The organism is Leifsonia sp. 2TAF2 (assembly GCF_052115085.1).
Taxonomy (GTDB): domain Bacteria; phylum Actinomycetota; class Actinomycetes; order Actinomycetales; family Microbacteriaceae; genus Leifsonia.
The window spans coordinates 410,667-423,882 of the sequence record NZ_JBFRFY010000002.1; the positions used below are offsets into that span (position 1 = coordinate 410,667).

Annotated in this window: 14 protein-coding genes; 7 read left to right on the top strand and 7 right to left on the bottom strand. The window is 68.9% G+C overall.

Features of this window, described 5'->3' with window-relative positions; all coding sequences use genetic code 11:
• Window positions 1-8: 8 nt before the first annotated feature.
• Entirely contained in the window at window positions 9-590 is a 582-nt protein-coding gene (locus AB4Z18_RS14230; protein ID WP_441783384.1) for a dihydrofolate reductase family protein, read from the bottom strand.
• A gap of 82 nt (window positions 591-672) precedes the next feature.
• On the bottom strand, window positions 673-1,290 hold the full coding sequence (locus tag AB4Z18_RS14235; protein WP_441783385.1) for a M23 family metallopeptidase: 618 nt from the start codon (window positions 1,288-1,290) through the stop codon (window positions 673-675).
• 99 nt (window positions 1,291-1,389) lie between these two features.
• On the opposite strand from AB4Z18_RS14235, the gene AB4Z18_RS14240 reads away from it, so the two are divergent.
• Window positions 1,390-2,139, top strand: a complete 750-nt coding sequence (locus tag AB4Z18_RS14240) for a sugar phosphate isomerase/epimerase family protein (RefSeq protein ID WP_441783386.1) — start codon at window positions 1,390-1,392, stop codon at window positions 2,137-2,139.
• Here the strand turns inward: AB4Z18_RS14240 and AB4Z18_RS14245 are convergent.
• On the bottom strand, window positions 2,136-2,912 hold the full coding sequence (locus tag AB4Z18_RS14245) for an alpha/beta fold hydrolase (protein ID WP_441783387.1): 777 nt from the start codon (window positions 2,910-2,912) through the stop codon (window positions 2,136-2,138). The genes AB4Z18_RS14240 and AB4Z18_RS14245 overlap by 4 nt on opposite strands.
• A gap of 50 nt (window positions 2,913-2,962) precedes the next feature.
• Between AB4Z18_RS14245 and AB4Z18_RS14250 the strand changes: the two genes are divergently transcribed.
• Window positions 2,963-3,400 (top strand): MarR family winged helix-turn-helix transcriptional regulator, encoded by a 438-nt coding sequence (locus AB4Z18_RS14250; RefSeq protein ID WP_441783388.1) that lies wholly within the window; start codon window positions 2,963-2,965, stop codon window positions 3,398-3,400.
• Here the strand turns inward: AB4Z18_RS14250 and AB4Z18_RS14255 are convergent.
• Window positions 3,384-4,292, bottom strand: coding sequence for an alpha/beta hydrolase (locus AB4Z18_RS14255; protein WP_441783389.1), 909 nt, complete (start codon window positions 4,290-4,292; stop codon window positions 3,384-3,386). The genes AB4Z18_RS14250 and AB4Z18_RS14255 overlap by 17 nt on opposite strands.
• A gap of 55 nt (window positions 4,293-4,347) precedes the next feature.
• Here AB4Z18_RS14255 and AB4Z18_RS14260 point away from each other — a divergent pair, with 55 nt between their 5' ends.
• Entirely contained in the window at window positions 4,348-4,812 is a 465-nt protein-coding gene (locus AB4Z18_RS14260) for a MarR family winged helix-turn-helix transcriptional regulator (protein ID WP_441783390.1), read from the top strand.
• Window positions 4,813-4,820: 8 nt separating this feature from the next.
• On the opposite strand, the gene AB4Z18_RS14265 is transcribed toward AB4Z18_RS14260, so the two are convergent.
• Entirely contained in the window at window positions 4,821-5,468 is a 648-nt protein-coding gene (locus AB4Z18_RS14265) for a TetR/AcrR family transcriptional regulator (protein ID WP_441783391.1), read from the bottom strand.
• Between the two features lie 77 nt (window positions 5,469-5,545).
• On the opposite strand from AB4Z18_RS14265, the gene AB4Z18_RS14270 reads away from it, so the two are divergent.
• The 3 genes from AB4Z18_RS14270 to AB4Z18_RS14280 all read left to right on the top strand — a co-directional run bounded on the left by AB4Z18_RS14270 (window position 5,546) and on the right by AB4Z18_RS14280 (window position 9,981).
• Window positions 5,546-6,499, top strand: coding sequence for an SDR family oxidoreductase (locus tag AB4Z18_RS14270; protein ID WP_441783392.1), 954 nt, complete (start codon window positions 5,546-5,548; stop codon window positions 6,497-6,499).
• Between the two features lie 95 nt (window positions 6,500-6,594).
• The gene (locus AB4Z18_RS14275) at window positions 6,595-7,482 is read left to right on the top strand and encodes a formylglycine-generating enzyme family protein (protein ID WP_441783393.1); all 888 of its coding nucleotides are present in this window, start codon (window positions 6,595-6,597) and stop codon (window positions 7,480-7,482) included.
• Between the two features lie 129 nt (window positions 7,483-7,611).
• The gene (locus AB4Z18_RS14280; protein ID WP_441783394.1) at window positions 7,612-9,981 is read left to right on the top strand and encodes a sulfatase-like hydrolase/transferase; all 2,370 of its coding nucleotides are present in this window, start codon (window positions 7,612-7,614) and stop codon (window positions 9,979-9,981) included.
• Between the two features lie 30 nt (window positions 9,982-10,011).
• Here AB4Z18_RS14280 and AB4Z18_RS14285 read toward each other — a convergent pair whose 3' ends face one another.
• Window positions 10,012-10,263 carry a hypothetical protein gene (locus AB4Z18_RS14285; RefSeq protein WP_441783395.1) on the bottom strand — a complete coding sequence of 84 codons (252 nt, stop codon included), beginning with the start codon at window positions 10,261-10,263 and terminating at the stop codon, window positions 10,012-10,014.
• 123 nt (window positions 10,264-10,386) lie between these two features.
• On the opposite strand from AB4Z18_RS14285, the gene AB4Z18_RS14290 reads away from it, so the two are divergent.
• Window positions 10,387-12,975 carry a LuxR C-terminal-related transcriptional regulator gene (locus AB4Z18_RS14290; RefSeq protein ID WP_441783396.1) on the top strand — a complete coding sequence of 863 codons (2,589 nt, stop codon included), beginning with the start codon at window positions 10,387-10,389 and terminating at the stop codon, window positions 12,973-12,975.
• A gap of 23 nt (window positions 12,976-12,998) precedes the next feature.
• Here the strand turns inward: AB4Z18_RS14290 and AB4Z18_RS14295 are convergent, their stop codons facing one another.
• Window positions 12,999-13,205: a hypothetical protein gene (locus tag AB4Z18_RS14295; RefSeq protein ID WP_441783397.1), complete on the bottom strand. Its 207-nt coding sequence runs from the start codon at window positions 13,203-13,205 to the stop codon at window positions 12,999-13,001.
• Between the last annotated feature and the right edge of the window lie 11 nt (window positions 13,206-13,216).

Consider the following 13,216-nt stretch of genomic DNA (forward strand, 5'->3'; position numbering starts at 1 on the left):
CGAGCGGCTCAATGGCGCACCGGATAGCGCAGGTGGAGCACCCGGTCGCCCAGAATCACCGCGTCCGGATCCTCCAGCAGGTGCTGCGCGTCGACCGACCCGAAGTAGCGCTTGCCGGACCCGAAAACGACGGGGATGACATCCATCCGCACTTCATCGATCAGGCCCGCGGCGAGTGCCTGGCCACCGATATCGCCGGCGGCGACCTCGACAATCCGTTCGCCCGCAAGCTCTTGAGCCTTCGTCACGGCCGCCTCGATGCCGTCCACGAAATGGAACGGTGCCTCCGGGTCCCAGCCCTCGGGCGCGGGGCGGTGGGTGACGACGACCACGTGCTCCACTCCGCTCGGAGGCGTGCCGTCCCAGCCGTCCGTCAGGTCGAACACGTGGCGGCCGACGACGGTCACGCCGATCCGATCCCAGTACGGGCGGGTGTAGTCGTAGGACGCCTGTGAGACCTTCAGCACGCCGCTCTCGTCCAACGGGACGTCACCGCTCATCAGCCAGTCGAACAGCGGTCCGGGCTGGTCGTCCGCGTCCGCGATGAAGCCGTCGACGGACACCGAGCTGTACATGACCACCGCGCCCACGGGCCCTCCTCTGCTGGGATGCCCCCAAGCTAGCGTGCCGGTGTCGGCTCTTGTAAGAGGTCCGTCCGCACCGGAGCCCGCGCTACACGCCGGCGTCGATGACGTCTCCGTTGTGCGGGATCGAGCCGGCGAAGGTGAGGCGTACGGCGTTGGCGCGGCGGACATCCGGGTCATCGATGGCCTGGACATGGACGTGCGGCTCGGTGCTGTTGCCCGAGTTGCCGCAGCGGGCAATCGCGTCACCCACGTGAACGCGCTGTCCAGACCGCGCTGTCAGGCTGCCGCGTTGGAGGTGGCACAGGGCGATCAGGATGCCGTCGGTCTCGATGAACACGTGGTTTCCGGCCAGCGCCGCCCATCCCGCCTGCACACGACGCCTCTGGGTGAGCGCATAGGAGATCGAAGACACTCCGCGATACGCCAGGTGGTCGGGTTCCGCGTCGTGCGTACGCGTCACAATTCCCCCGACGGGCGCGAGCAGTTCGCGCCCGAACCCGCGAAACCGTTCGGGAGGTTCGGGCCGCACAAGCGAACCGAGCGTGAGGGGAGTGGTGCGCCCCGTGGCATCGACGGGCACGAAATCGATCGCGTACGCACTCGCGAACAGCGCCGTGCCGTGACTGGGCACTCGATCGGCGGGGCTGTTCTGCACGAGCCAGCGACCACGAAACGGGTACTCGATCTCAAGCCAGGCAGCCATACGATCCCCCTTCACAGCCATCGCCCTGGGGAGCCCAATGTTCCGTTCATACGGCCCGGCGGCGTCGACACGGTGTCGTCGTGAACCACAATTGCACCGATGATCTCCGTACAACTGTGGAGCGTTCGCGAAGAGATCGATGAGCTCGGCTGGGATGCCGTCATCGACAGACTTGCGGACGCCGGCTTCACGCACGTGGAACCGTTCCATATCTCGCGGACCTTGCCCGCTCTCGCTCCGGCGCTCGCGCGCACCGGCATCACCACGCCGACCGTGCACGGCGAGCTCGTCGGCGACGAGCTGCCCCGCACCATCGCTGCCGCGGCGGAGGCCGGGGCGACGCTCGTGATGCATCCCTCCTTCCCGGCCGAACGCTGGCACGCGCCCGATGGCGTTCGGCGCATAGCCGACGACCTCGAGCGGGCGGCGCAGCTGGCCGCCCCGCTGGGCATGCGGGTGGCGTTCCACAACCACGACGACGACCTCCGGGTCACGGTCGAGGGTCGGCCGGCTCTGGTTGCGCTGATGGAGCGCGTCGGACCGTCGATCGGGGTCGAGTTCGATCCGTACTGGGCCACGATCGCCGGGGTGGACGTGCCGTCGACGATCGGTGCCCTCGGCGACAAGGTGTTCGCCGTCCACCTGAAGGACGGGCCGCTCGACGGTGCGAACGAGGATCAGGTCGCAGTGGGCGACGGCCAGCTCGACTGGCCGGGCTTCCTCTCGCTCGTCCCGCCGACTGCTCCGCTGGTGATCGGGCTCGACGAATTCCGCGGCCCGACGCTCGATGCGGTCATCCGGAGCCGAGCTCGGCTGGTGGAGCTCCTGGCGGAACGCGGGGCCCGCTAGGCGCGAGCCAGGAACGGGTCGATCGCGGCCCAGGTCGCTTCCGGAGCTTCCAGGTGGGGGAGGTGTCCGGCCGCCGGGATCTCGACGAACTGTGCTCCGGGAATCCCGCTGGCGACAGCGCGCCCGTACGCGGGAGTGACGATCCCGTCGCTCGCGCCCCACACCGCGAGGGTCGGGACGTTCACCGCGCTGAGGCGGTCCAGGAGGGTGGCGTCGCTCATGCCCGTGCCGGCGATGACGGCCATGGTGCGTCCGTTCCCCTGCTGCACCGCGCGCTGCTCGTCCGTGAACCGGGCCGGGTCGAGGTACCCGCGCTCCGGGTCGTGCCAGGCGACTTCGGCGAGACCGCGGGCGTCGAGAGCGAAGAAGTCCGCGATCGGCTCGCCTTCGACCAGGGCGCCGACGCCGTCGATGTCGATGACGGCGCCGATGATCCCGGCGAATCGATCGTCGGCCGCTGCCTGCACCGCCATCTCGAGCGCGATCCACCCGCCGATCGACGAGCCGATGAGGACGACATCGAGCTCCCGCTGGTCGAGGAGCCAGGAGAGGTAGGCCCGGGCGAGGTCGGCGACGGAGGCGATGGACTCGGGGCGGGTCGTGCCGTCCCAGCCGGGATGCGTCGGTGCAAGGACATGCATCGTGGCCGAGAGGTGCCCCACGATCGGGGCGACGGTCTGCGGTCCGCCGCCGCCGTGCAGAACCAGCGCGGTGCGCGCGGTGGGGTCGCCGGCCTGGATCATCGGCAGGTCTTCGGGGAGCACTGAGATCATGACGTTCCTATCTAAACATGTTTATATACGAGTGTTGATACGATAGCACCATGACGACGAACCTGGAAGTGCTCGGGCAGGCGGTCAAGCGCGCGCAGTACCGCAACCACCGCACGATGGACGCGGCCCTGCGCGATGTCGGCATCACCCTGGTGCAGTGGGACGCGCTGCGGGCCATCGAGCGGATGCCGGGCGCATCCGGACATGACCTCGCCGTGGCGACGTTCCAGAGCGACCAGTCGTTCGGAGCCCTCGCGAACCGGCTGGAGGATCGGGGCCTCATCTCCCGCGCTGCGGGTCGCGGCCGTCGACTCGAGTACGCGCTCACCGAATCGGGCCGAGCCGCGCTGCAGGACGGTCACGACCTGGCACGCGGTGTGCTCGAGGAGCTCTTCGCGCCACTCGACGAAAAGCAGCGCAGCGAACTGCTGCGCACGCTCCAGCTGCTGACCGAGAACGCGCCTGCGGCCGTCAGCCCCGGCCGGTGACTCGCTGGCGGATGAACAGGGCGGCGCGATCCAACGCTTCTGCGGCCTCGTCCAGATCGTCGACGTAGGCCTGGAAGACGTGCGGGACGCCCGCGGTGACATCCAGGATCACATCGACGCCGGCGTCACGCGCACGATCGGCAAGGCGGACGGAGTCGTCGAGGAGCAGCTCATTCGTCCCCACCTGCAGCAGCAGTGGCGGCAGCCCACGAAGGTCGGCATGAACGGCGGGGGAGAGGAGCGGCTGAGCCGGGTCCTGGCCGGCGAGGTACAGCTCCCCGGTCCGGCGCATGGCCTCTCGCGTGAAGAACGGGTCGATTCCCTCCTTCGACTGCATGCTCTCACCCGATCGCGTGTGGTCGAGGCCGGGGGAGAATGCGACGATCGCAGCGGGTAGTGGAAGTCCCGCATCCCGGACCGCGAGAGCGGTGGTGATGCTGAGCCCGCCGCCTGCGGAATCGCCGGCGAAGACGATGGACTCCGGCGCCACTCCGGATGCGAGCAACTCGCGGTACGCGGCGAGACCGTCGTGGATCGCGGCTGGGAAAGGATGCTCCGGAGCGAGTCGGTAGTCGAGGGAGATCGCCCGGATGCCGGTGCGGCGCACGAGTTGTGCCGTGATGCTCATCGCGGTGGCAGGCGAACCGAGGATGAACGATCCGCCGTGGAAGTACAGGATGGTCCCTGCCTGCGCCGGATGCTCCGGCTCGACGCGCACGGCGGGCCGGTCGCCCAGTGAAGTCGGGGCCCGGCTCACGCCCGAGGGGAGGGGGAAGGCGCCCATCAGAGCCGCGAATCCTGATCGCATCTCTTCGATCGAGGGGGGCGGCTCCTGCTCGCCTGCTGCTGTCCTCAGTTGCGCGTCGAGGCTCCGTCGTTGTTCTGCGCTCATGCGATCTCCCTCCAGAAACTACATGCCACGGCATATAGTCCTTAGACTGTATGCCGTGGCATATACTTCCGCAAGTTCGGACCTGACGGCCTTCTTCGATGACCTCGTCCGGTGCGAGACACGCTTGTACAACGCGGTCGGCGAGCGGCTCCGGGCGGAGCATGGATTGGCCACATCGCAATTCGAGTTCCTGCGCTATCTGCGCGAGCACCCGGGCGCACGGGTCGTCGACATCGCCGAGAACTTCGCCGCGGGCGTTGGTGCGATCAGCAAAGGGGTCGACCGGCTCGTGGACCGCGGGTGGGCGCGGCGGCACCCCAATCCGGAAGACGGCCGATCGTCGCTGGTCAGCCTCACTGCCGACGGAGCGCGTCTGGTCGACGACGCCGAGGATGTCTTCGTGCAACGTCTCGCAGCCATGATCGATGTCCCGAGCGCTCAGCTCCGGGAGGTCACTGCCGTGCTGTCCGCTCTCCGATCGTCACTCGAGAAGGAGGGTGCGGGGCTCCCCGTCGGCTGATCACCGGGTCAGAGGCCGCGCGCACGGATCCCGGCCAGCGCGGTGGCGACGAGTTCACGCAGAGCCGTCTCGAAGTCGACCCGGAAGGGGCGGAACTCGGGATGTTCGGCGTAGGCGGCGCTCATCCCCTCGCTGGGCTGGGATGTGGCCCATGCCCCGCCGATACTGAGCATGACCGAGGCGACGAAGAGCAATCCGGCGCGGGAGTCGAGACCGTCGAAGCCGGCGAGCCTCGCCAGGCGGTCGCTCGTTTCGAGGGACGCGCGCTTGTGGTCCGCGGCCACGTCGCCCGAGACGTTGTGTTCCAGGACCCCGGCAGAGCTGGCGACGAGGTCGCAGAAAATGGGCCGGGCCGAGGCGGCCGCAGCGATCGCCTCGGGAAGCTGCTGGTGCGACGGCGACTGCAGGCGTGCTTCGACGTCCTCCAGCCAGCCGCGGGTCTCCCGGTCGAGGAGCTGGAGCAGCACGGCCTCACGTGACGGGAAGTAGCGCAGCACATTGGACTTGGCGAGTCCGACCCGGCGCGCGAGTTCGTTCAGGGTGATGTCGGCGACCCGCATCTCCGAGAGCATCTGGTCGGCGGTCGCGAGGATGGCCGCGGCCCGAGCGGCGCGCTGCTCCTCGCTGCGAGCTCGGGAGAAACCTGTGGATGTCATGCGCACCTCGCTTAAAGACCGTCAGTCTGTTACGTTCGCTCTAAACAGACCGACGGTCTATTATAACGGAGGAAGCCATGTACACAGTTCCCGACCAGACCGGTCGACGCGTCGTCGTGACGGGCGCGAACAGCGGCACCGGCCGAGAGGCGGCCGAGCGGCTGGCCGCGGCCGGCGCAGAGGTCGTCCTGGCCGTCCGCAGCCTAGAAAAGGGCGAGAAGGCCAGGGCGGAGATCGTCGCTCGGCACCCAGCCGCCGTCGTCGAGGTGCGGCAGCTCGACCTCGCCGACCTGTCCAGCGTCCGAGCGTTCGCCCGCAGCATCGACCGGCTCGACACCCTCGTGAACAACGCCGGCGTGATGATCCCGCCCACGCGCATCACGACGTCGGACGGGTTCGAGCTCCAGTTCGGCACCAACTTCCTCGGCCCCTTCGCGCTGACGCTCCTGCTGCTCCCGGTGCTCCTGAAGGCCGAGTCGCCTCGCGTCGCCACCATGTCGAGCGGCACCGCGAACTTCGGGCGGATCCGGTTCGATGATCCCCAATGGAGCACCAGCTACAGCGCCAGCAGGGCGTACGCGCAGTCCAAGCTGGCCGATCTCCTCTTCGCGACCACCCTGGCCGAAGTCGCCACCGAGCGGGGTTGGAGCCTTCGCAGCACGGCCGCGCATCCCGGCTACACCCGCACCAACCTGCAGACCTCCGGACGCAACCTCGACGGTCGCGACCGCCCTCCGATCCGGCGCACACTGCTGCCTTCTCAGGGCGTGGAGCAGGGCGCCGAGCCGCTGCTGTTCGCCGCGGCGGACCCGGCCGCGGAGCAGGGCGCCTACTACGGTCCGTCCCGGCTAGGCCTCGTGGGGCCGACCAAGAGGATCGCACGGCTGCCCCGGAGCGCCAGGCGTGAGGGCGTGCGCGAGCCGCTGTGGCGCCTCGCGGAGGAGCTCACCGACACGCGGCTTCCGGGCATCGCGGGCGAGCGACCCTCGTCCACTACCTCTCGCGCTGACGCCGAAGGGAACCGGCTGTAGCCCCGCACTTCATCACGCCGGAGGAGCGCCTTCGAGTGGTCATGAATCGCCAGTAGCGCGCGATCGTGCCAGCATCATCCTCGAGGGGGCAGCGCATGAGTGAGATGATCTCGGTGCCCGGCGGAACGCTTCGGATGGGGTCGGAGGAGTTCTACCGGGAGGAAGGGCCGGTCCATGACCGACCCGTCGACCCGTTCGAGCTCGACGTCGCTCCGGTCACGAACGAGGAGTTCGCCGAGTTCGTGGCGGCCACCGCGTACGTCACCGTCGCGGAGCGTCCCCTCGACCCCGCGGAGTTCCCCGGCGCCGACCCCGCAGCGCTGGTGCCCGGTGCGCTGGTGTTCACGCCGACGGACGGCCCCGTCGACCTGAGTGACTGGCGTGCGTGGTGGCGCTGGCAGCCGGGAGCGTACTGGCGCGAGCCGGAGGGTCCCGGCTCGTCGATTGGGGAGCGTCTGCAGCATCCTGTGGTCGCCGTCGCGTACGCCGACGCGCTCGCGTATGCGACATGGAGGGGCAAACGCCTGCCTGACGAAGCGGAATGGGAATGGGCCGCACGGGGAGGGCACGTCGGCGCACGCTACGCGTGGGGCGACGAGCGCGAACCGGACGGCAGGGTGATGGCGAACACCTGGCACGGCGCATTTCCCTTCCGCAACGATGGTGCGCTCGGGTGGCAGGGGACCTCGCCGGTCGCATCATTCCCGCCCAATGGCTACGGGGCGTTCGACCTGATCGGCAATGTGTGGGAGTGGACGGCGAGCCCGTGGTCGCCCAGGCATGTCCCGCCGGGTTCGGTGGCAGTGGATGCCGGCTCGCGCACGAACCTCCTGTCGGGCGGTTCCGAAGCGCCACGTCGGGTATTGAAAGGCGGGTCGCACCTCTGCGCCCCCGAGTACTGCTTGCGCTATAGGCCGGCGGCACGGAGCTCGCAGACCGAGGACAGCGCGGCCACGCACATCGGCTTCCGCTGCGCACGCTGACGCGTCGGAGTCGCGAGAGATCACCCGCCCGGGGTGAGTCCGCGGCCGCCCGACTTCCCTAGCGTCGAGAGCGAGAGCATCCGAGAGCATCCGCGAGAGCGTCCGCGAGGGCAGTGGGGGAGCACCATCATGACCGTCGATGAGAACGCCAGGACGATGTTGCCCGTCCCCGACCGCCCCCGGCCCGGGCTGACAACGTATGACGCCAAGGATCCTCAGACGTCGTTCCCGCCGATCTCACCGCTGCTGCCCCCGGAGGGTGCGCCGAACGTCCTGATCGTGCTGGTGGATGACGTGGGATTCGGCGCCTCCAGCACCTTCGGCGGGCCGTGCAGCACGCCGACGCTGGAACGCCTCTCCCGAGGCGGGTTGCGTTACAACCGCTTCCACACCACGGCTCTATGCGCCCCATCACGGCAGGCGCTGCTGACCGGTCGGAATCACCACTCGGTCGGGATGGGCAGCATCACCGAGACGGCGACCTCGGCACCGGGGCAGAGCTCGCTCCGGCCGAACACCAAGGCGCCGCTCGCCATGACACTCAAGCTCAACGGCTATTCCACGGCGCAGTTCGGCAAGTGTCATGAGGTGCCGGTCTGGCAGTCCTCGCCGATCGGCCCGTTCGATGCCTGGCCCTCCGCCGGCGGCGGTTTCGAGACGTTCTACGGTTTCATCGGCGGGGAGAACAACCAGTGGGACCCGGCGCTGTACGAGGGCACCACGGCGGTCGAGCCGCCGGCGACTCCCGAGGAGGGATACCACCTCACGGAGGACCTCGCGGATCACGCCATCGGCTGGATCCGTACGCAGAAGGCACTCGCTCCGCAGCGCCCGTTCTTCGTCTACTTCGCGCCGGGCGCGACGCACGCGCCGCACCATGTTCCCCGGGAGTGGGCGGACAAGTACAAGGGTGCCTTCGCGGAGGGGTGGGACGCGCAGCGTGAGGCCACGTTCGCGCGGCAGAAGGAGCTGGGTGTGATCCCGGCCGATGCCGAGCTGACCCCGCGACATGCGGAGATCCCCTCCTGGGACGAGATGCCCGACGAACTCAAGCCGGTGCTCGAGCGCGAGATGGAGGTCTACGCGGGCTTCCTCGAGCACACCGACCACCACATCGGCCGCATCGTCGACGCAATCGAGGATCTGGGGATCCTCGAGGACACCCTCATCTATTACATCGTCGGCGACAACGGAGCCTCGGCCGAGGGAACCCTGAACGGTGCCTTCAACGAGATGGCCAACTTCAACGGCATGGCCGCCCTGGAGACGCCCGAATTCATGCTGTCCAAGATGGATGAGTTCGGCACGCCGAGCTCGTACAACCACTACGCGGTCGGCTGGGCCTGGGCGATGGACACCCCCTTCCAGTGGACCAAGCAGGTGGCCTCCCACTGGGGCGGCACCCGGAACGGGACGGTGGTGCACTGGCCGAAGGGGATCGCGGAGCCGGGTGGACTGCGCTCGCAGTTCACGCATGTGATCGACATCGCTCCGACCATCCTCGAGGCGGCAGGGCTGCCCGAGCCGGTGATGGTGAACGGCGTCCAGCAGGCGCCGATCGAGGGCACGAGCATGCTGTACACCTTCGACCAGCCGGATGCGGCCGAGCGGCACGACCTCCAGTACTTCGAGATGTTCGGCAACCGCGGGATCTACCACCAGGGCTGGAGCGCCGTCACGAAGCACCGCACGCCGTGGGACATGGTGGGCGGCGGCACCATCGCGTTCGACGACGACGTGTGGGAGCTCTACGACGGCGCCGGCGGCGACTACAGCCAGGCTCGCGACCTGTCGGCCGAGCATCCTGATCGCCTGCACTACCTGCAACGGCTCTGGCTGATCGAAGCGGTCAAGTACAACGTGCTGCCCTTGGACGATCGCACCGCCGACCGGGTCAACCCCGACATCGCGGGGCGGCCGACGCTGATCCACGGCGACACGCAGCTGTTCTTCCCCGGAATGGGCCGGCTCTCCGAGAACAGCGTCGTGAGCATCAAGAACAAGTCGTTCTCGGTGACAGCCGAGATCACCGTTCCGGCAGGAGGCGCCAACGGTGTCCTGATCGCTCAAGGGGGACGGTTCGGGGGGTGGACGCTGTACCTCCACGAAAACCGACCGACGTTCCTCTACAACGTGCTGGGCATCCACGAGTTCGCCACGCGAGCCGATACGCCGGTTCCGGAGGGCACGCACCAGGTGCGCATGGAGTTCGCCTACGACGGCGGAGGACTGGCCAAGGGCGGCGACGTGACCCTGTACCTCGACGGCGAAGCGGTCGGCACCGGACGCGTCGCCGCGACCCAGGCGATGATCTTCTCGGCCGACGAGACGACGGACATCGGTTTCGAGTCGGGCACCACCGTCAGCCCGGACTACACGGCAGCGACGAGTCGCTTCACCGGCAAGCTCGCCTGGGTGCAGCTCGACCTCGGGGCGGATGACAACGATCACTTCGTGGATCCCGATGAACGGTTCCGTATTGCGATGGCCCGACAGTGACGAACCGTCGCTCCGAGTGATCCCTGAGGGCTAAGAAGCGGGCTGCGGTGGGGCGTCATCCTGGGCGGGTGACGCCTCTCCGACGCGGTTGACGGAGACGACCTCGATGTTCAGCCCATCGAACATGTCCAGGATGCCGATGAGCATGGACTGATCGGGCACGGCACCGGTTATGCACGTCATGCCCGGAGGATCGCTGCGGACACGGAACCCGTCGAGCGCCGCGATGAGCTCGGAACTCAGCCCCCCGCGGACGACGATCTCGACGATGTGTGCGGTCACCGTGACGACCTCCTCGGCCGCAGGGTCTCGGCGGGAGCGGCGTCGGGAACAGTCAACTCCGTGAGGGTCGCCACACCGTCATCCACATGGGATGATTCCCGGCATACCGCGAGAAAGCCGATCATGACGGTGCTCCCCACTGTTCCTTCTCATGCCGTCGACAGGCCGCAGCTGCGTGACCTGCTCGATGTCGGTGCCGAGGGCCCGCTGATTCTCGTCGTGGCTCCGGCGGGCTCGGGGAAGACGGTGCTGCTGGCGCAGTGGGCGGGAAGCCTGCGCGACGTCCACGTCCGGTGGCTGGAGCTCAGCGCGGCGGACAACGATGCCGTGCGGTTGGCTCGGCGGCTCGTGGAAGAACTCGCGAGCATCGACTCGTCGTTCAGCGCTCTGGACGCACCACTGGGGAACGCCGCGGGCGGGCTCGGCGATCCTCTGATCGAGGCGCTCGCCGCGGCGTTCGCCGACCTCACCGACGATCTGGTCGTGGTGTTCGACGACCTGCACCGGGTGACGAACGCCGATGTCATCGGCGATCTCTGGCGGTTGGTGGACATGCTGCCGCCGCGCATCCACTTCGTCTTCTCTTCGCGGGTGGATCTGGGCCTGGGCTGGAGCCGGCATCGGCTGCATCACGGGCTCGTCGAGATCCGGGGGGCGCAGCTGGCCTTCTCCGGGGAATCCGCGACGGGAGTGCTGGAGCGGGTCTCGCGCCGGCGGGTCGACGAGGTGACCGCCGCGGCAGTCGTCCGTCGTACGGAAGGCTGGGCGGCGGGGGTGCAGCTGGCGGGACTGAGGCTGCGGATCCACGCCGACGACTCCGAATTGGTCGAGGCTCTGGAGGAGAGCGACCGGCTGGCCATCGACTACCTCAGCGAAGAGGTGCTGGATGCGCTGCCGGCGGACCGGCGGCAAGCGCTCCTCGATCTCTCCGTGCTGGATGAACTCTCCGCCGGACTGGTCGAGACGGTGACCGGGCTGGAAGACGGAGCCGGATTCCTGGGCGACCTGGAGCGGGAGTCGCTGTTCGTCGTCCCGGTACCCGGGGGCGAGGGCCGCTACCGTTTCCATCACCTCTTCCGCGACCTGCTGCGCCTGCGGCTGCGTGCCTCGGATCCGGGTGCGGAGGCCCGGCTGCTGCGGATCGCTTCGGACTGGCATCATGCGCGTGGCGCCGTCGGCGACGCCATCGAATGCCTCCTCGCCGCGCGCGCGTGGATCGATGCTCTCGAGCTCATCCTCAGCAGGGGGCGCGGAGTGTACGAGCACGGAGAGACGGCGACCGTGGCCCGGTGGTTGGCGACCGTCCCGCAGGAGGTCATCGAGTCGCGTCCGGACGCCGTGGTGCTGCGGGGCATGGTGGAGGGGATGTCGGGGCGCGCAGCGATCGGCGAGAGCCTGCTGCGAAGCGTGATCGGTCGGCCCGATGTGCCGCTCGGAACCCAGCTCATCGCCCGGGCGTACGCGGCGTCGGGGGTGCAGTTCCACCCGCCGGCGGAGCGCTATCTCGAGGATGGGCTCCAGATGCTTGCGGCCGCGGATGAAGCGGGCGATCCGCACACAGTGGATCTGCTGGAGATCACATCGCTGCCCCACCTGCGAACGATCGCGTTGATCTCGATGGGTCGCGCGCAGCTCTTTCTGGGTGATCTCGACGAAGCCGCCCGAAACCTGCACAGCGCCCTCGTCTCACAGGGGGCCAGCTATGCGCCGTACCGCATCCACGGGCTCGGTTCGCTGGCGATCGCCGACGCTCTGGCGGGGCGGCTGACCGCGGCGGCCGGGTCCGCCGACGAAGCGCTGGACCTGGCGCGGGAGTTGGCCCTGCTGTCGCATCCCTCCACGGCGGATGCCTACCTCGGCCGCGCGCTCGTCGCGATCCAGCGGGGCCGGCCCGAGTCCGGCGCACTTGCTCTTCACGAGGGGCACGTGCGCGCCTCCTCGAACAACCGCACGCAACTGCTGTGGATCGCGCATGCGGCATCCCGGCTCATCGATCCGCAGGGTACGGACGTCGCAGCGATCCCGCCGGTCGGCGGGCCGCCGCCGGTCGTGAGTGACCTCCTGCGGGGAATCGAACACCGTCGACGTCGCACGGCCGGTCATCCCCGGGCACCCGAGCCGCCGTCGACGTGGTCGTTCTCGGCCTTCGAAGACGTCGCCGGGCTGCTGGCGGGTGGGGATGTGGACGCTGCCCGTATCGCCCTGGACAGCACCGGTCTTCCCGATGCGCCCTCACCCGCCCGGATCGCGGAGGCCGGCGCGCTGCGCGCGTGGCTCGCCGACCTGGAAGGGCGGCACTCTCAGGCGCGCGCCCTCCTGGAGGATGCCCTGGATGCTGTGGCGACCGAACAGCTGGTGCACCCCTTTGTACGTGCGGGCGCCGCCGTCATCGCGCTCATCCAACGACTCCCGGACGACTCCGACGGCTTCCGGGGCGACGTCGTCTCACGGTTCTATGCCCTCCACGAGCCGACCAGCCGTCTGCCGGATCCGCTCACCGCCCGCGAGCTGGAGCTGCTCGCGTACCTGCCGAGCCGCCTGACGAACGCCGATCTCGCCCGTCGGTGCTTCGTCTCGGTGAACACCGTCAAGACGCACATGGCGCACATCTACCGAAAGCTCGACGTGGTCGGACGGGATGCCGCGATCGCGCGGGCACGGGAGTTGGGGCTGCTGAAGGACGTCGACCCGGCCCGCGCCGGAGTCACGTAGTCGCCGACGGCACTCCCCGGCGGTTAGATCCGTCGACGGCCGGGCGTCACCACCGCTCCGACGACGGCGGCTTTGGCGACGGGTGACCGCCCTGGTGTGACCGCCGCACCGACGACCGCCGCTTTGGCGACGGGCGATCGCCCTGGCGTGACGGCGGCTCCGACGACCGCGGCTCGTGCAACGGGTGCTCCGACGACACCGACGCGGCCTGCGCGTGCTGCTCTCAACATGTGACTCTCCG

What these genes read in the sequence shown, in the direction of transcription:
- AB4Z18_RS14235 (WP_441783385.1), bottom strand. Translation starts at nt 1,290, where the DNA reads ATGGCTGCCTGGCTTGAGATCGAGTACCCGTTTCGTGGTCGCTGGCTC.
- AB4Z18_RS14240 (WP_441783386.1), top strand. Translation starts at nt 1,390, where the DNA reads ATGATCTCCGTACAACTGTGGAGCGTTCGCGAAGAGATCGATGAGCTC.
- AB4Z18_RS14245 (WP_441783387.1), bottom strand. Translation starts at nt 2,912, where the DNA reads ATGATCTCAGTGCTCCCCGAAGACCTGCCGATGATCCAGGCCGGCGAC.
- AB4Z18_RS14250 (WP_441783388.1), top strand. Translation starts at nt 2,963, where the DNA reads ATGACGACGAACCTGGAAGTGCTCGGGCAGGCGGTCAAGCGCGCGCAG.
- AB4Z18_RS14255 (WP_441783389.1), bottom strand. Translation starts at nt 4,292, where the DNA reads ATGAGCGCAGAACAACGACGGAGCCTCGACGCGCAACTGAGGACAGCA.
- AB4Z18_RS14265 (WP_441783391.1), bottom strand. Translation starts at nt 5,468, where the DNA reads ATGACATCCACAGGTTTCTCCCGAGCTCGCAGCGAGGAGCAGCGCGCC.
- AB4Z18_RS14270 (WP_441783392.1), top strand. Translation starts at nt 5,546, where the DNA reads ATGTACACAGTTCCCGACCAGACCGGTCGACGCGTCGTCGTGACGGGC.
- AB4Z18_RS14275 (WP_441783393.1), top strand. Translation starts at nt 6,595, where the DNA reads ATGAGTGAGATGATCTCGGTGCCCGGCGGAACGCTTCGGATGGGGTCG.
- AB4Z18_RS14280 (WP_441783394.1), top strand. Translation starts at nt 7,612, where the DNA reads ATGACCGTCGATGAGAACGCCAGGACGATGTTGCCCGTCCCCGACCGC.
- AB4Z18_RS14290 (WP_441783396.1), top strand. Translation starts at nt 10,387, where the DNA reads ATGACGGTGCTCCCCACTGTTCCTTCTCATGCCGTCGACAGGCCGCAG.
- AB4Z18_RS14295 (WP_441783397.1), bottom strand. Translation starts at nt 13,205, where the DNA reads ATGTTGAGAGCAGCACGCGCAGGCCGCGTCGGTGTCGTCGGAGCACCC.